Raw genomic sequence first — 16914 nt, 5'->3', positions numbered from 1 at the left:
CCCTTCTCCCCGAGTTCGGGGGGCCTCGCTACGAGGCTCAGCCCATCTCCTCCAGGGACTTGCCCTTCGTCTCCTTGACGAACTTCAGGACGAACGGGATGGAGAGCGCGGCGAAGACGGTGTAGATCACGTAGGTGCCGGAGAGGTTCCAGTCGGCCAGCGACGGGAAGCTCGCGGTGATGGCCCAGTTGGCGATCCACTGCGCGGCGGCGGCCACGCCCAGGGCGGCGGCACGGATCCGGTTCGGGAACATCTCGCCGAGGAAGACCCAGACGACCACGCCCCAGGAGAGGGCGAAGAAGAGGACGAACACGTGGGCGGCGATCAGGGCGACCCAGCCCTGGGTGCTCGGCAGCTTGCCGTCGACCAGGTGGTAGCTGAACGCCCATGCCTCCAGGGCCAGGCCGACGACCATGCCGATCGAGCCGATGAGGGCGAGCGGCTTGCGGCCGACGCGGTCCACGAAGATCATCGCGATCACGGTACCGATGATGTTGATGATCGAGGTCGTGAAGGAGTAGAAGAACGACTCCGTCGGGTCGACGCCGACCGACTGCCACAGCGTCGAGGAGTAGTAGAACGCGACGTTGATGCCGACGAACTGCTGGAAGACCGACAGGCCGATACCGACCCAGACGATCGGCTTGAAGAAGAAGGAGCCGCCGAGCAGGTCCTTGAAGGTGGACCTGTGCTCGCTCTTCATCGCCAGCTCGATCTCGGCGACGCGGGCGTCCAGGTCGACGTCCTGGCCCTCGACCTCGGCGAGGATCTCACGGGCGCGGTCGTGCTTGCCGACGGAGAGCAGGAAGCGCGGGGACTCGGGGATCGCGAGGGACAGCAGGCCGTAGAGGACGGCCGGGACGACCATCACGCCGAGCATGACCTGCCAGGCCTCCAGGCCCATCAGCTTGCCGCGCTGGTCGCCGCCGGCGGCGTTGAGCAGGCCCCAGTTGACCAGCTGCGAGATGGCGATGCCGACGACGATCGCGGCCTGCTGGAAGGAGCCGAGCCGGCCGCGGTAGGCGGGCGGGGCGACCTCGGCGATGTAGGCCGGGCCGATGACGGAGGCCATGCCGATGGCGAAGCCGCCGACGATGCGCCAGAGGGCGAGGTCCCACAGCGCGAAGGGCAGCGCGGAGCCGACGGCGCTGATGGTGAAGAGGACCGCGGCGATCTGCATACAGCGGATGCGGCCGATCCGGTCGGCGATGCGGCCGGCCGTGGCGGCGCCGATGGCACAGCCGATCAGGGCGATCGCGATGACCTGGGCGAGGGCGGCGGACCCGATGTCGTAACGGTCGCGGATGGCCTCGACGGCGCCGTTGATGACGGAGCTGTCGTAGCCGAAGAGGAAGCCGCCCATGGCGGCTGCCGCCGCGATGAAGATGACGTGCCCGAGATGTTCGGGGTGAGCCGTCCTGGCTCCTGGCTGAGGTGCCTGCGCTGTGCTGGTCACGTGTAACTCCTCGGGCCACGGCAGCGCTGCCGCGGGTGGGGGCGAGCCCTTACAGGTGGGACCTGAAGGTAAAAGCAACGTTGCAGAGACTATGCCTTCAAGTTTCGAAGTCAATAGTTCAAGGGCTGTGAGTTTTCAGATATGGCTCAGCCCTCTGTGTTCATTTCTTGAACGCAGAGTCAGTTGATCTTGAGGAAGTGCTACCGAAGGCGCTGGGAGATGACCTTCGAGACGCCATCGCCCTGCATGGATACGCCGTAGAGCGCGTCGGCGACCTCCATCGTGCGCTTCTGGTGCGTGATCACGATCAGCTGCGAGGTCTCCTGCAACTCCTGCATGATCCGGATCAGCCGCTGGAGGTTGGTGTCGTCCAGCGCGGCCTCGACCTCGTCCATGACGTAGAAGGGGCTCGGCCGGGCCTTGAAGATCGACACCAGCAGCGCGACGGCCGTCAGCGAGCGCTCGCCGCCCGACAGCAGGGAGAGCCGCTTGACCTTCTTGCCCGGCGGGCGCGCCTCGACGTCCACACCCGTGGTGAGCATGTTGTCGGGGTCCGTCAGGATCAGCCGGCCCTCGCCACCGGGGAAGAGGCGGCCGAAGACCCCCTCGAACTCCCGGGCGGTGTCCCGGTAGGCCTCGGTGAAGACCTGCTCGACGCGCTCGTCGACCTCCTTCACCACCTGGAGCAGGTCGGCGCGGGTCTTCTTCAGGTCCTCCAGCTGCTCGCTGAGGAACTTGTGCCGCTCCTCCAGCGCCGCGAACTCCTCCAGCGCCAGCGGGTTGACCTTGCCCAGCTGCTGGTAGGCCCGCTCGGCCGCCTTGAGCCGCTTCTCCTGCTCGGCCCGCACGAAGGGGCGCGGCTGGTTGCGCGGGTGGTCCGGGTCCTCGGGCAGCCGCTCGCCGTCGGCGGGGGGCGAGGGCGGCACGAGCTGGCGCGGCCCGTACTCCGCCACCAGACCCTCCGGCTCGACACCCAGCTCCTCCAGCGCCTTGGTCTCCAGCTGCTCGATGCGCAGCCGCTTCTCCGCACCGAGTACCTCGCCCCGGTGAACTGAATCCGTCAACTTGTCGAGCTCGGCCTTCAGTTCACGGCCCGCCGTACGGGCGGCGGCCAGCTCCTGCTCACCCCGGGCCTTCGCGGCCTCGGCGGCGGCACGCTCCTGCTCCGCCCGGGCGAGGGACACCTCGACGTGCGCGAGCAGCTGCCGGGCGCCACCGGCGACGGCCTCCGCGACCGCCGCCTCGTGCCGCAGCCGGGCCCGGCGCTGCTCGGCACGCGCGCGTGCCTCGCGTTCGGCGCGGGCCGCCCGGTCGAGCGAGTCGGCGCGTCCGGCGAGCCCCTTGACCCGCTCCTCGTGCGTACGGACCTGGAGGCGGGCCTCCATCTCGGTCTGCCTGGCGTTGGCCCCGTCGGCGGCGAGCCGGTCGCGCACCGAGGTGTCCGGCTCCTCCTCCACCGGCATCTCCTCGGCCACCGCCAGCCGCTCGGCGAGTTCCTCGGCCTCCTGTACGGCCTTCTCCAGCGCCTCCTGCGCGCGGGCCGCCGCCGCGGCCGACCGCTCGGCCTCCCCGGCGGCGCCCCGGGCCTGTCCGGCGAGCCGGCCGAGCTGCTGGGCCACGGCCGACTTCTCCCGGTCGGCGGCCCGTCGCCGCTCCCCCAGTTCCTCCACCTGGGCCGCGGCCTGCCCGCGTTGCTCGGCCGCGGCCCGCTGGGCCTCGGTCAGCTCCCGGCAGCGCACCTCCAGCTCGGCCAGCTCGGCCGCGGCCTCGTCGACGGAGGCCTGCACCTCCAGCAGGCTGGGCGCGCCCGCCGAGCCGCCGTGCGCGAAGTGGGCGCCGAGGAGGTCGCCCTCGGCGGTGACGGCGGTCAGCTCGGGATGGGCGCGGACCAGGGCCTCGGCGTCGTCCAGGGTGTCGACCACGACGATGCCGGTCAGGAGGCGGCGGACGGCCGGCATCAGCTCGGCGGGACCGCGGACGAGGTCGGCGGCGGGTGGGTGGTCGGGGGCGACGAGGGGGGCGGCGGGACCGTGGTCGGGCGCGACGAGGTCGGCGGCGGGCCGTCGGTCGGGCGCGACGAGCGGGGCGGTGGGACCGTGGTCGGGCGCGGGACCGTTGTGGTCGCTCGCGGTGTTCCCTGTGGCCCCTCGGGGCGCTGCTCCGCCGTGGTCGAGTGCCGGTTCGACGTGGTTGCTCGCGGTGTTCCCCGTGGCCCCTTCCGGCGCGCTCTCCGGGGCTCCAGCGAGGAGGAGGGTCGCTCGGCCGCCGTCCTGTTTGCGGAGGAGGTTGATGGCCTCGCTCGCCGCCGCGGGGGTCGTCACGGCGATGGCGTCCGCCGCTGTGCCCAGGGCCGCGGCCAGCGGGATCTCGTAGCCCGGTGTGATCGTCAGCAGCTCTGCCGCGGGGCCGAGGACTCCGGTGAGACGGTCCCGGGCGCCGAGCAGTATGCCGGTGCCGTCCTTCCGGCGCAGGCCCAGCGCCAGCGCGTCATGGCGGGCCCGGGTCGCGGCGCGGCTGCGCTCGGCGGCGGTCAGGGCCTCGCGGGCCGTGGTCAGGGCGGTCTCGGCCTCCGCCAGCCGCCGTTTCGCCGTCTCGTGCTGTTCGGCCAGGTCGGCGTCGCCGGCGTCGAGGCCGTCGACCTCGGCCTGGAGGGCCTCGTACTCCTCCTGGGCGCGGACGGCGCGTTCCTGTGCCTCGTCGCGGGCCGTGGCCAGCCGGTCGATCTCGGCCTGGGCGGAGGCGGCGCGCGAGCGGGCCGCGTTGACCTGTCCGGAGAGGCGGGCCAGCCCCTCGCGGCGGTCGGCGATGGCACGGGCGACGTCCTTCAGCCGGCGTTCCTCGACGGCCAGCTCGCGCTCCAGTTCGGCCCGGTGGGCGACGGTGTCGTCCAGTGCCCGCTGGGCCGCTTCCAGGGCGGCCTCCAGTTCGGCCTCCTGCTCGCGGATGCGGGCGGCCTCGCGCTCCAGGTCCTCCGGGTCCCGGCCGCGCCGCTCGTCGGGGGGCGCGGAGGTGGCGCTCTTGACCCGGGCGTCGGCCAGCGAGACCGTGCCGCGCACGCGTTCGGCCAGCTGGGACAGCTCGTACCAGGTCTGCTGGGCGCGCTGGAGGCGCGGGGTGAGCCGGCGTACCTCCTCCTCCAGCAGGGCCTCGCGGTGCAGGGCCTTCTTCAGCTCCTGCTCGGCGGTCTCCTTGCGCTCCTTCAGGGCCGCCTCGTCGGCGATCTCGGCCCGGAGGGCTTCGCGCAGGCGGACGAGGTCGTCGGCGAGGAGCCGCAGCCGGGCGTCGCGGAGGTCGGCCTGGATGACGGCGGCCCTGCGGGCGACGGCGGCCTGCCGGCCGAGGGGCTTGAGCTGGCGCCGCAGCTCGTCCGTCAGGTCCTGCACGCGCGCGAGGTTGGCCTGCATCGCGTCCAGCTTGCGGAGCGCCTTCTCCTTGCGCTTGCGGTGCTTGAGGACGCCGGCCGCCTCCTCGATGAAGGCGCGGCGGCCCATGGGGTCGGCGTGCAGGACCGAGTCGAGCTGGCCCTGGCCGACGATGACGTGCATCTCGCGGCCGATGCCGGAGTCGGAGAGCAGTTCCTGGATGTCGAGGAGACGGCAGGTGTCGCCGTTGATCTGGTACTCGCTGCCGCCGTTGCGGAACATGATCCGCGTGATGGTGACCTCGGCGTACTCGATGGGCAGCGCGCCGTCGGAGTTGTCGATCGTCAGGGACACCTCGGCGCGGCCGAGCGGCGGACGGCCGGTGGTGCCGGCGAAGATGACGTCCTCCATCTTGCCGCCGCGCAGCGACTTGGCGCCCTGTTCGCCCATGACCCAGCTGAGCGCGTCCACGACATTGGACTTGCCCGAGCCGTTCGGTCCGACGACACACGTGATGCCCGGTTCGAGCCGGAGCGTGGTCGCCGAGGCGAACGACTTGAACCCACGGAGGGTCAGGGCCTTGAGGTGCACGCCGCTGGACTCTACCCGCCGCCGCTATCTCACTCCATGAACCCTCGCAACCGCGCGGTTTCGCTCGTGACCATGCAGGGCACACCAGATGTTAAAGAGCGTGAAAGGATGCGCGGCCAACGACCGGCGGGGGAAGAAGCGGGCGGGGAAGACGGGGGAAGAACGAAGGGACGCCGAAGCGTCCCTTGCAACTCTGACGGCTGGATCTCAGCCGTCCGATCAACTGAGCGGTTGATACGGGCAGCCCGATCGTTTGCGACTGCTGTCGTGGAGCGATGCAACGATCAGGTGAGCGCAGGCTCCGCCTGGTGTGCGTCGATGCTCTCCATGATCCTGTCCTGAGAAGCGGCAGCCGTCAGCGCTTCGTTCTCCGCCTGGATCCGTACGAGCTCGGACTCCAGGTCCTGGACGCGCTGCTGCAACCGTCGCATCTCGGCGAGGAGTCGAGGGTCGGAGCCGCCGACGTAACCGAGAAGCGCCTTTGCCATGATGGATGGTCCTCCACACTGAGTGACCGACCGATGCGGTGTGGGTCGTGAGGGATTCGCACCCGTGGTGCTTGGCACATCCGGGTGTTGCTCTGGTGTTGCTCCATGCCAAACAGCTAAGGTGCGCGGGGCTTTCAGCGTCTCACCAAAAAGTTTGACGGTCAACACGATCACGCCCTGTATTGGCGGGCGAACCGGGGCGCGCGGCCGGTGAAGCGGCGGCGCTGCGCATCTTCCGGACCCTCAGGGCGTGGCGACCAGCAGTAAAAGCGGAGCCTGCCATGCCACGCCTGTCTTGGCAACCACCAGGGCGTTTCCGTCTTCCGCATGTGCCCCTGGCAGCTTGCCACGCTCCGGCGCGCGGGACCGAGCCCTCCGGATCAGCGGACGGCGAAGCCGTCGTAGCCGCCGCGCGGTGTGTCCCAGATCTCGGTGACACCGTCCACATGCCCGGGCGTGTCGCTGCCCTGGAGCCAGTCCAGCAGCCCCTCGCACCCCTCCCGCGGCCCCTCCGCGACCACCTGGACCCGGCCGTCGGCCAAATTGAGAGCAAAACCACTCAGACCGCCGATCTCCAGCGCCTTGGCGCGCGTGAACCAGCGGAATCCCACGCCCTGCACGTGTCCACGCACCCAGGCGACCAGTCGCACTTCCTCACTCATGGGTGCAACCTAACCGGCCGGTGTCGGCCGGGACACATCGTCCCCGAGCGCCATGGGGTACGGTCCGGAATCAATCCATCTCATACGAAACCCACTCGATCGAGTGGGTTTGGTCGGCCAGAGGGAGTCACTCGCCACAAGTCGCTCGCCGGGGACTCACTCGCCGTGCAGGCGCCGGTCGACCGCAGGCACGAGGAAGAGGGCAAGGACATGGGACGCCACCGACGCTCCGCCGCCGGCCGCGCCGCCACGGGCCGCGCCACGGGGGACGACCACGCGCAGCACCCGGGCTCCGGGAGCGACGACCCCCAACACTCGTCCGCGGGGGAACCGCGGGTGCCGATGGGCATCGCGCCCTACCTGAACCCGGAGGCCTACGCCGAGGCCGCGACGAAGGCCCAGGCGTACCTGTTCGCGACGGGCGACGACTCGGCGCCGGGCGCGCCCGGCGCCGACGACGGCGGTTCCGCCCCGGCCGGCGGGCACCGGCGGCGGAACAAGCTCGGGCGGCCGGTGCGCGTGGGCCTGCTCGGTGTGTCCGTGGCCGTCGCCCTCGGCACGGTCGCGGTGGCCACGGGTGTCGTACCGGGCCTGGAGCACCACCGGCTCGGCGACGGTACGCACACCACCGGCGGGGACCGGGTACGGACCGCGGCGGCCCCCAGCAACACGGCCGGCGAGCAGGGCGGCGCCTCGGGCCGCGCGGAGGTGTCCGGCAGCGGGAACAGTGCGCGCGGCGGCTCCGCGAGCGCGGCGGCCTCAGCGTCGGCGTCCGTCTCGGCGTCGGCGTCCGCCTCGCGTTCGTCCTCCTCTACCCACTCCCCCTCCGCGCCTGCCTCGAAGCCGACGCTCCCCTCGAAGAGGGCCACCCCCTCGAAGTCGGCGTCCCCGTCGAAGAGGGCCACTCCCTCGAAGACCGCGTCCCCATCGAAGAGCGCCACTCCCTCGAAGACCGCGTCCCCATCGAAGAGCGCCACCCCCTCGAAGACCGCGTCCCCCTGGAAGTCGGCGTCCCCCACGAAGACGGCGTCCGGCTCGAAGAGCGCCACCCCCTCAAAGTCGGCGTCTCCCTCAAAGTCGACGTCCCCGCCGAAGAAGGCCACCCCCTCAAACTCCAAGACGGCGGCCGAGAAGCCGACGCCGGCCAGGACGACGCCGAGGACCACGCCCTCCGCGCCATCCAAGCCGGCGGCACCATCCGAACTGGCGGCACCGTCCAAGCCGGCGGCACCATCCAAGCCGCCCACTGCGTCCAAACCAGCCGCACCACCCAAACCAGCCGCACCGGCCAAACCAGCCGCACCGGCCAAGCCGCCCACGCCGAAGGTCACCCCGTCCCGTACGGCCACCCCGTCCCGTACGGCGACCCCGTCCCCTACGGCCACCAAGGCGCCGGCGTCGACGTCCTCGCCGGTGACGGTGTCGCGGGAGGCCGCTGCCGAGGCGCAGGTACTGAAGCTCGTCAACGACGAGCGGGCGAAGGCCGGCCGTAGCCCGCTGGCGGCGAACTCCTCGCTGACGCAGTTGGCCGAGGCCTTCAGCGACGACATGGCGGCGCGCGGCTACTTCGACCACACCGACCCGGACGGCAGGACGCCGTGGAACCGGGCTGCGGCGGCCGGTATCACCGGTCTCGGCGCCGAGAACACAGCCCGCGGTCAGGCCGACGCCGCGGCTGTGATGGCCGCCTGGATGGGCAGCCCCGGCGACCGCGCCAACATCCTGAACGGCGACTTCAAGACCCTCGGTGTCGGTGTCCACTTCGGCCCGGGCGGACCTTGGTGGACGCAGGACTTCGGGTACTGAGCAGAGCCCGAGCACAGCCCCCGCCCCGTAGCAGGCGTTACGCGGCGACGCGTCCGCGGGTGAAGATCTTCGCCGTCTCCGTCACCCGGCGCCCCAGGTGCTCGGCGGTGGCCACGTCGGCCTTGTGGACGCCCTCGGGGCCCTGGTCGTTGTTGCTCTGGGCGGCGGCGCCGGCGAAGAAGCCGAGGCGGTTCAGGTCGTACTCCGAGGCGGTGCTGCTGTTCCAGCCGGGCAGCAGGCCGAGGTTGACCCAGTGCATGCCGTGCTGGGCGGCGAGCGTCTGGAAGAACTGGAGGGTGTGCAGCTTGTCGCCGCTCTTGGAGGCGGAGTTGGTGAAGCCGGCGGCCAGCTTGTCCTTCCAGCCCTGGCCGGACCAGCGCTTGGAGGTGGCCTCGGCGAAGACGTGGAAGGCACCGGAGGCGGTGCCCATGTAGGTGGGCGAGCCGAAGACGATCACGTCGGAGCGGTCCAGCGTCTCCCACTGCTCGTCGGTGATCCCGTCCACCTTGATCAGGTGCACCTCGGCACCCGCGTCGAGGGCACCGGCACGGACGGCCTCGGCGAGGACGGCGGTGTGGCCGTAGCCGGAGTGGTAGGCGATGGAAACGACGGGGGTGGTCATGCGGACTCCTCGAAGCGAACAGCGGTGAACGGCGGCTCAAGAGAAGAGAGCAGCTCACGAGCACTAACCACAGGTAAGCACTAACCAGAAGTTAGTGCAACCTGGTGGAGAGCGCTGTGCGGGCGTACTCTTGCCGGTATGACCGTGACCACCCAGGACCACGACGACCTCGCCTACAACGTCTTCGCCAAGGCGTGCCCGTCACGGGGCACGCTGGAGCACGTCACGGGCCGCTGGGGCGGGCTGACGCTCGGCGCGCTGTACGAGGGTCCGCTGCGCTTCAACGAACTGCGCCGGCGCGTGGACGGGGTGAGCGAGAAGATGCTGTCCCAGACGCTGCACGCGCTGGAACGCGACGGCCTGGTGCACCGCGAGGCCCAGCCGACGAACCCGCCGCGCGTGGACTACGAGCTGACGCCCCTGGGACGGCAGGTCGCCGAGCGGCTGCTGGCGCTCATCCACTGCGTGGAGGGCTCGATGGACGACGTCCTCGCGTCCCGCGCGCGTTACGACGAGACGCGCGGCGCCCTCTGACACGAGGGGCAGAAGTAGCTGGACCGGTTCATCCAGGGGCGCCGGCGCATGGGGGTGCCGCAGCGGCGGCAGGGCTCGCCCTCCCGGCCGTAGGCGTCCAGGGAACGGTCGAAGTAGCCGGATTCGCCGTTGACGTTGACGTACAGGCTGTCGAAGCTGGTGCCGCCGACGGCGAGGGCCGCGTTCATCACGTCCCGGATGTGACCGAGGAGTTCCGCCGTGACCGGGCGGGTGAGGTTCGCCGTGGGGCGTTCGTAGTGGATGCGGGCGCGCCACAGGGCCTCGTCCGCGTAGATGTTGCCGACGCCGCTGATCAGCGACTGGTCCAGCAGGGCCCGCTTGATGGTGGTCCGCTTGCGGCGCAGCGCCTGGTGGAAGGCCTCGTCGTCGAAGAGCGGGTCCAGCGGGTCGCGGGCGATGTGCGCGATGGCGTCGGGCAGGCCGTCGGGGGTGTTGTCGTGCAACGACAGCCCGCCGAAGGTGCGCTGGTCGACGAAGCGGAGTTCGGTGCCGAGGGTGTCGGCGAACCGCACACGGATGCGCAGGTGCTTCTCGTCCGCCGTCTCGTGCGGCTGGACCAGTAGCTGGCCGCTCATGCCGAGGTGGGCGAGGACGGACTGGTTCGTCTCCTCCAGCGGCAGCCACAGGTACTTGCCGCGCCGCCGGGGCGTGCCGATGTGGTGGCCCTTGAGCCGGTGCGCGAAGTCGTCGGGCCCGGCGACATGCCGGCGTACGGCTCGCGGGTGCAGCACCTCGGTCTCGGCGACGGTCCGGTGGGCGACCCAGCGCTCCAGGCCCCGGCGGACGACTTCGACCTCGGGCAACTCGGGCACGACACTCCTTCGGGCGACTGCGGAAGAGCTGAGGGCAGGGTATCCCGGGGCCCGGCCGGTCCACCGGGCCGGTGGATCCCCTCTGCCTGCCGGCAGCGCCCGTGGATGGCCGAGCGCCCGTCCCGCGGGTGGCGGGGCGGGCGCTCGGGTGGTGCTGTTCTGTTCCGGTCAGGCGGTGGCGGACGACGCGTCGCCGCCCTTGACGGCCTGGCTGCCCCTGACGGCCTCGTCGGCCGTCTCCTTGATGGGCTCCTTGGCCACCTTGGCCCGCTCGTCCGCGGCGGCCCGGATGGCCCGCCAGGCGGACTCGGCGGCCTGCTGCTCCGCCTCCTTCTTGCTGCGGCCGGTGCCGGTGCCGTACGAGACGCCCCCGACGCGGGCAGCAGCAGTGAAGGTCTTCTCGTGGTCGGGGCCGGTCTCCGTGACCAGGTACTCGGGCACGCCGAGCCCCTCGATCGCGGTGAGCTCCTGGAGGGACGTCTTCCAGTCCAGGCCGGCACCGAGGTTGGAGGACTTCTCGATCAGCGGGTCGAACAGGCGGTGCACCAGTTCGGAGGCCGCGTCGAGGCCCTGGTCGAGATAGACCGCACCGATCACCGCTTCAAGGGTGTCGGCGAGGATGGATGCCTTGTCCCGGCCGCCCGTGCCCTCTTCACCCCGGCCGAGCCGGATGAAGGCGCCCAGGTCGAGGCCGCGCCCGACCTCCGCCAACGCACGCGAGTTGACCACCGCGGCCCGCAGCTTGGCCAGCTGGCCTTCGGGCAGGTCGGGGTGGGTGCGGTACAGCGTGTCCGTGACGACGAGGCCCAGCACGGAGTCCCCGAGGAACTCCAGGCGCTCGTTCGTCGGCAGACCGCCGTTCTCGTACGCGTAGGAACGGTGGGTCAGCGCTCGCACCAGAAGGGCGGACTCGACCTGGTAGCCGAGCCGCCCTTCCAGAAGCGTGTGGGACGAGGCCTGGTTGTCCGCAGAGGTTTTCTTCGGCGTGGACACAGTGCCTCTCACCAGCCCGCTCAGACTTCGAGGACCTGGCGCTTGTTGTAGGTGCCGCAAGACGGGCACGCGATGTGCTGCTGCTTGGGCTCGTGGCAGCGCTCGCACGCAACCAGGGTGGGGACCGCAGCCTTCCACTGCGACCGGCGGTGGCGCGTGTTGCTGCGCGACATCTTCCGCTTCGGAACAGCCACGGCTACTTCTCCTGCTTCTCGTCGACGCCCGCTTCGGCGCCGCTCATCTCGTCCTTATCGCCGGCTTCGAGTGAATCGGCGAATCCCTGCAAAGCCGCCCAACGGATGTCGACGGCGTCGTGGTGGTGGTCCGGGTCGTCCGCCAGCCGCGCCCCGCACTCGGAGCACAGACCGGGGCAGCCTTCCTGGCACACCGGCTGCATCGGCAGTGCGAGCACCACCGCATCGCGCAGCACGGGTTCGAGGTCGATCAGACCGTCCTCGACAAAGAGCCTGTCCTCGTCGTCCTCGGCGTCGTCGCCCGGTTCCGCGATCACACGGCCCCGGTCGTCGGCGTCAGGGTACGTGAACATCTCCTGGAAGTCCGCTTCGAGCTCCAGCTCGACCGGCTCCAGACACCTTACGCACTCCCCCTTGGCCGTTGCACGGGCGGTGCCTGTGACAAGCACCCCTTCCATGACCGACTCAAGGCGGAGTTCGAGCTCCATCGGGGCGCCTTCCGGCACTCCGACGACTCCCTGGATGCCGAGATCCTTGGGAGCGTCGACCTCGCGGGTCAGGCGTTGCAGCGCACCAGGACGCCGGCCCAGCTCGTGCGTGTCGATCACGAGGGGGTTTCGGTGGTCGAGGCGGGCGTTGGAAGCCATTCCTGCTTTCGATCTTCGAACTCGAAGGGACGCCGCCCGTCGGTGCTCCGGGCAGCGGTGATCGCGGACATACGCGCGACCGAAGAGCCAGGATACTGGACCTTTGGCTCAGCGCCCAATCCGCCCGCGGCTACAGGCCCCGGCCCTGCTCGTACGCCCTGAGCTGCTCCGCGCTGATCATGCTCGTGTCGAAGAGGCTGGTCTCGTCCAGGGCGTAACCCTGCTGGTCCTGGTGCTGTGGCTGCTGCTGGGACTGGTGCGGCTGCTGGGCCTGCTGGGGGTCGTAGCCGGCCTGCTGGGCGTCGTAGCCCTGGAAGGGGGCACCTCCCGCCGGGGCGTAGCCGGAGGCGGGGGAATACGGATCAGCCTGCTGGTAGCCGTACGCGTCCTGCTGCGGGGCGTACTCCGGCTGCTGCGGGAAGCCCGCGTACGGGTCCGGCTGCTGCTCGTAGCCGTAGGCCGGCTGCGGCTCGTACGACGGCTGGGGTGGCTCGGGCTGCCGCTGTGCCGCGCGGTCGCTGTCCGCGAGGGCCGCGAGGTCGGCGAGGTAGTCGGCGTCGCTGGAGTGCTGGAAGGTCGTGGTGTCGTCGGCGAGGGCGCCGAGGTCGTCGGTGGCGATCCGGCCGTGCAGCTTCTGCCGGCCCCGGCCGACGGCCTCCAGGGTCTTGGCGAGGACCGCCTCGAAGGCGCCGAGCTTGGCGTCCACGTAGGCGTCGGCGTTGTGGCGCAGCGTCTCCGGGTCCTGGCTGCGCTCGGGGGCGTCCTCGTCCGCGTAGCCGTTCTCGTCCAGGCCCGGGCCGGTGCCGAGGAGCTTCTCGCGGCCCCGGCCGACCGAGCCGAGGGTCTTGGTGAGGACGACCTCGAAGTTGGCGAGCTTGGAATCGACGTAGTCGTCGGCCTCGGCGCGGATCTCCTCGGCCTCCTTGCGGGCCTCGGCGAGGATGCGGTCGGCCTCGGCCTGGGAACGGCGGGCGATCTCGGTGTCGGAGATCAGCGAGCCGCGCTGGGCGTGCGCGTTCTCGATGATCCGCTCGGCCTCCAGCCGGGCCTGCTCGACCATCTGCTCACGGTCGCCGATCAGTTCCTGGGCCTGGGCCAGGGAGCCGGGCAGCGCCTGGCGCACCTCTTCGAGCAGCGCGAGCAGCTCGGCGCGGTTGATCACGCACGACGCCGACATGGGCATGCCCCGGGCACCGGAGACCGCGGAGACGATCTCGTCGAGCTTCTTCTGCACGTCCACCTGTGCTCGCCACTCTCTACAGCCGGGTTGGAGACGGACGGGACGACTGTAGCCCCATCAGCCCTTGGCGAGGCGCTTGTTCAGTGCCTCCAGGACCTCGGCCGGGACCAGGTGGGAGACGTCGCCGCCCCAGGCCGCGACCTCCTTGACGAGGGAGGAGGAGAGGAAGCTGTAGGTGGGGTTGGTGGGCACGAACAGCGTCTCCACGCCGGTGAGGCCGTTGTTCATCTGCGCCATCTGGAGTTCGTAGTCGAAGTCGCTGACGGCACGCAGGCCCTTGACGATGGCGGGGATCTCGCGCTGCTTGCAGAAGTCGACGAGGAGGCCGTGGAACGCCTCCACCCGGACGTTGGCGTACTCGGCGGTGACCTGGCGGATCAGGTCGATCCGCTCCTCGATCCCGAACAGGCCCTTCTTGGACTTGTTGATCATCACCGCGACGTAGACCTCGTCGTAGAGACGGGAGGCTCGGGCAATGATGTCGAGGTGTCCGTTGGTGATCGGGTCGAAAGACCCGGGACAGACGGCGCGGCGCACTTGTGATCCCTCGCTCTCCGGTCCGGTCATCGTGCGTCTTCGCACGTAGAGGCGGCGCGACCGTACCAAAACGTTCCCTCGCCGTAGCGACGGGACCGAATGGCCTCGAAGCCGTCCGGCCAGTGGAATTCACCGCCTCTGGTGCTGCGCTCCACGGTGACGAGGGCTTCTCCGGCGAGCCAGCGTTCCGAGCGGAGTGTGAGCAGGATCTCCCGAAGATCGTCGTCGGAGACGGCGTACGGCGGGTCGAGGAAGACCAGGTCGTACGGCTCTTCCGGGGCGGCTTGCCTGATGACCTGTTCCGCTTTGCCCGTTCTGACCTCGGCGCCCGGCAGGCCCAGGTTTCTCACGTTCTCCCGCACGATCCGCGCGGCCCGGGCGTCCGCCTCGACCAGCAGGACGTGGCGCGCGCCGCGGGACAGGGCCTCCAGGCCCACGGCGCCCGAGCCGGCGTAGAGGTCCAGGACCCGTTCGCCGTCCAGGGGGCCGCCGAGGAGGGACTGCCAGGTGGAGAAGAGGCCCTCGCGCGCGCGGTCCGAGGTCGGCCGGGTTCCGGTGCCGGGCGGTACTGAGAGGCGCCGTCCGCCGGCGGCACCGGCGATCACGCGGGTCATGGGGGGTCCTTCTCCGTGGGCGGCTTTACGGTTCATTGTGGCTGGTCGCGCCCGCGCGGCGGTAGCCGCATACGGACGACGGACCCGCGCCCCTTCGCAGGCGCTTGCCCTCAGCCCTTCTCCAGGTACTGCTCCCTCTCCTCGTCCAGGAGGGCGTCCAGGGCCGTCCGCAGGGCCGGGAGGCCGGTCAGGTCCGGGTCGGCCGCGACCACCGTCGCCGCCTCCTGCCTCGCCTCCGCGATGACCTCCTCGTCCTCGATGACCGCCAGGACCCGGAGGCTGGAGCGGGCGCCGGACTGGGCCTGGCCGAGGACATCGCCCTCGCGGCGCTGTTCGAGGTCGATGCGGGAGAGTTCGAAGCCGTCGAGGGTGGAGGCGACGGCGCCCAGGCGCTGGCGGGCCGCGCTGGCCTCGGGCATCTCGGTGACCAGGAGGCACAGGCCGGGGGCGGAGCCACGGCCGACCCGGCCGCGCAGCTGGTGGAGCTGGGAGACGCCGAAGCGGTCGGCGTCCATGATCACCATGGCCGTGGCGTTGGGGACGTTGACGCCGACCTCGATGACGGTGGTGGCGACCAGGACGTCCGTCTCCCCCGCGGCGTAGCGGCGCATCACGGCGTCCTTGTCGTCGGGGTGCATACGGCCGTGCAGCACCTCCACCTTCAGGCCCTTCAGCGGGCCGCGGCCGAGCTGGTCGGCCACGTCGAGCACGGCCAGCGGAGGACGCTTCTCCGCCTCGTCCTCGGGGGTCTTCTTCATGCCGGACTTCTTGGGATCGTCCTCCTCGTCCCCGATCCGGGGGCAGACCACGTACGCCTGGTGGCCGTTCGCGACCTCCTCGCGGACCCGTTCCCAGGCGCGGGCCAGGAAGTGGGGCTTGTCGGCGGCCGGGACGACGTGGCTGGCGATCGGGGAGCGGCCGGCCGGGAGCTGGTCGAGGACCGAGGTCTCCAGGTCGCCGAAGACCGTCATGGCGACCGTGCGCGGGATGGGGGTGGCCGTCATGACGAGGAGGTGCGGGGGCTGCTTTCCCTTGCCGCGCAGGGCGTCGCGCTGTTCCACGCCGAAGCGGTGCTGTTCGTCCACCACGACCAGGCCGAGGTCGTGGAACTGGACCTTGTCCTCGATGAGCGCGTGGGTGCCGATGACGATGCCGGCCTCGCCGGTGGCCAGGTCCAGGAGGGCCTGACGGCGGGCGGCCGTGCCCATGGAGCCGGTGAGCAGGACGACCTTGGTGGCGTGCTCGGTGCCGCCCAGCATGCCCCCCTCCGCCAGTTCGCCCATCATCTCGGTGACCGAGCGGTGGTGCTGCTGGGCGAGGACCTCGGTGGGCGCGAGCATGGCCGCCTGTCCGCCCGCGTCGACCACGGCGAGCATGGCGCGCAGGGCGACCATCGTCTTCCCCGATCCGACCTCGCCCTGGAGGAGGCGGTGCATGGGGTGGGCGGTGGCGAGGCCGGCGAAGATCTCCTCGGAGACCTTCCGCTGGCCCTTGGTGAGGGTGAAGGGGAGGCGGTCGTCGAAGGCCGTGAGGATGCCGTCCGGCCTGGGGACGCGGGGGACGGCCGGGAGCTGGGTATCGGCGTGCCGGCGGCGGGCCAGGGCGACCTGGAGGACGAAGGCCTCGTCCCACTTCAGGCGGGCGCGGGCGTCGGCGACGTCGGCCTTGGTGTGCGGGCGGTGGATCTTGAGCAGGGCCTCGGGGAGCGGCAGCAGGCCGCGGCCCGCGCGGAGGGTGTCGGGCAGGGGGTCGAGGGCCTCCTGGGCGCTCGGGAGGACCGTCTGCACGGCTTTGCCGATCTTCCAGGACTCCAGTTTGGCGGTGGCCGGGTAGATCGGGATCAGGGCGCCCGCCCAGGTCTCGACGGTCTCCTCGCTGTCGCCTCGCAGCAATTCGTAGGCAGGGTGGGCCAGTTGGAGGCGGCGGTTGAAGACGGAGACCTTGCCGGCGAACATCGCGCGGGTGCCCGGCAGCAGCTCCTTGTGGGGTTTGTGCACGCCGTTGCCGAAGAAGACGAGCTGGAGCCGGCCGCTGCCGTCGGTGATGGTGACTTCGAGGCGCTGGCCCTTGCCGCGGGGGGCCTTGGCCGAGGCGAAGGTGTGCAGGCGGGCGTCGGCGACCTGGGCGACCACCGTGACGTGCTCGTCCATGGGGAGGTCGGCGAGGTGCGTGAGCTGGCCGCGCTCCTCGTATCTGCGCGGGTAGTGGTGGAGCAGGTCGCCGACGGTGTGCAGGCCGAGGTGCTCGGCCATCACCTTCGCGGTGGCGGGGCCGAGCACCTTCTTGAGCGGTTCTTGCAGTGCGGGCACGAGATCCATTGCACACCACGGCACTG

15 protein-coding genes are annotated in these 16914 nt (G+C 71.0%); 2 read left to right on the top strand and 13 right to left on the bottom strand.

The genetic code is table 11. The features are described from left to right. Nucleotides 1-37 precede the first annotated feature (37 nt). The 4 genes from IE294_RS23775 to IE294_RS23760 form a co-directional block, all read right to left on the bottom strand. On the bottom strand, nt 38-1456 hold the full coding sequence (locus tag IE294_RS23775) for a sugar porter family MFS transporter (RefSeq protein ID WP_189889286.1): 1419 nt from the start codon (nt 1454-1456) through the stop codon (nt 38-40). Nucleotides 1457-1656: 200 nt separating this feature from the next. Beyond that, the gene (locus IE294_RS23770) at nt 1657-5409 is read right to left on the bottom strand and encodes an SMC hinge domain-related protein (protein WP_189889284.1); all 3753 of its coding nucleotides are present in this window, start codon (nt 5407-5409) and stop codon (nt 1657-1659) included. A gap of 284 nt (nt 5410-5693) precedes the next feature. Next, the gene (locus IE294_RS23765) at nt 5694-5897 is read right to left on the bottom strand and encodes a hypothetical protein (RefSeq protein WP_014675251.1); all 204 of its coding nucleotides are present in this window, start codon (nt 5895-5897) and stop codon (nt 5694-5696) included. A gap of 380 nt (nt 5898-6277) precedes the next feature. Further along, complete coding sequence (locus tag IE294_RS23760) at nt 6278-6559, bottom strand: acylphosphatase (RefSeq protein WP_189889282.1); 282 nt, start codon at nt 6557-6559, stop codon at nt 6278-6280. 165 nt (nt 6560-6724) lie between these two features. Here IE294_RS23760 and IE294_RS50135 point away from each other — a divergent pair, with 165 nt between their 5' ends. Continuing rightward, entirely contained in the window at nt 6725-8365 is a 1641-nt protein-coding gene (locus tag IE294_RS50135; protein ID WP_189889280.1) for a CAP domain-containing protein, read from the top strand. A 37-nt stretch (nt 8366-8402) separates the two neighbouring features. Here the strand turns inward: IE294_RS50135 and IE294_RS23750 are convergent, their stop codons facing one another. Further along, nucleotides 8403-8987: a flavodoxin family protein gene (locus IE294_RS23750; protein ID WP_189889279.1), complete on the bottom strand. Its 585-nt coding sequence runs from the start codon at nt 8985-8987 to the stop codon at nt 8403-8405. 138 nt (nt 8988-9125) lie between these two features. Between IE294_RS23750 and IE294_RS23745 the strand changes: the two genes are divergently transcribed. Beyond that, nucleotides 9126-9521 carry a winged helix-turn-helix transcriptional regulator gene (locus IE294_RS23745; RefSeq protein ID WP_189889277.1) on the top strand — a complete coding sequence of 132 codons (396 nt, stop codon included), beginning with the start codon at nt 9126-9128 and terminating at the stop codon, nt 9519-9521. Here the strand turns inward: IE294_RS23745 and mutM are convergent. The 8 genes from mutM to recG form a co-directional block, all read right to left on the bottom strand. Next, nucleotides 9494-10354, bottom strand: a complete 861-nt coding sequence (gene mutM, locus IE294_RS23740; RefSeq protein ID WP_189889275.1) for a bifunctional DNA-formamidopyrimidine glycosylase/DNA-(apurinic or apyrimidinic site) lyase — start codon at nt 10352-10354, stop codon at nt 9494-9496. The two genes, IE294_RS23745 and mutM, sit on opposite strands and share 28 nt — an antisense overlap. A 168-nt stretch (nt 10355-10522) precedes the next feature. Next, on the bottom strand, nt 10523-11359 hold the full coding sequence (rnc, locus tag IE294_RS23735; RefSeq protein WP_373309423.1) for a ribonuclease III: 837 nt from the start codon (nt 11357-11359) through the stop codon (nt 10523-10525). 8 nt (nt 11360-11367) lie between these two features. Then, nucleotides 11368-11541 (bottom strand): 50S ribosomal protein L32, encoded by a 174-nt coding sequence (gene rpmF / locus IE294_RS23730; protein WP_003951102.1) that lies wholly within the window; start codon nt 11539-11541, stop codon nt 11368-11370. A 2-nt stretch (nt 11542-11543) separates the two neighbouring features. Next, entirely contained in the window at nt 11544-12188 is a 645-nt protein-coding gene (locus IE294_RS23725) for a YceD family protein (protein ID WP_189889273.1), read from the bottom strand. Nucleotides 12189-12318: 130 nt separating this feature from the next. Then, the gene (locus tag IE294_RS23720; protein WP_189889271.1) at nt 12319-13428 is read right to left on the bottom strand and encodes a F0F1 ATP synthase subunit B; all 1110 of its coding nucleotides are present in this window, start codon (nt 13426-13428) and stop codon (nt 12319-12321) included. 57 nt (nt 13429-13485) lie between these two features. After that, nucleotides 13486-13965: a pantetheine-phosphate adenylyltransferase gene (gene coaD, locus IE294_RS23715; RefSeq protein WP_189889269.1), complete on the bottom strand. Its 480-nt coding sequence runs from the start codon at nt 13963-13965 to the stop codon at nt 13486-13488. Nucleotides 13966-13991: 26 nt separating this feature from the next. After that, nucleotides 13992-14579: a 16S rRNA (guanine(966)-N(2))-methyltransferase RsmD gene (rsmD, locus tag IE294_RS23710; protein ID WP_189889267.1), complete on the bottom strand. Its 588-nt coding sequence runs from the start codon at nt 14577-14579 to the stop codon at nt 13992-13994. 110 nt (nt 14580-14689) lie between these two features. Then, nucleotides 14690-16897 carry an ATP-dependent DNA helicase RecG gene (recG, locus tag IE294_RS23705; protein ID WP_189889265.1) on the bottom strand — a complete coding sequence of 736 codons (2208 nt, stop codon included), beginning with the start codon at nt 16895-16897 and terminating at the stop codon, nt 14690-14692. Nucleotides 16898-16914: the final 17 nt, after the last annotated feature.

Origin of the sequence: Streptomyces canarius, assembly GCF_014650735.1 — a bacterium.
GTDB lineage: Bacteria > Actinomycetota > Actinomycetes > Streptomycetales > Streptomycetaceae > Streptomyces > Streptomyces olivaceoviridis.
The sequence above is the reverse complement of the archived record's forward strand: the minus strand, read 5'-3'. Positions and strand labels throughout refer to the sequence as shown.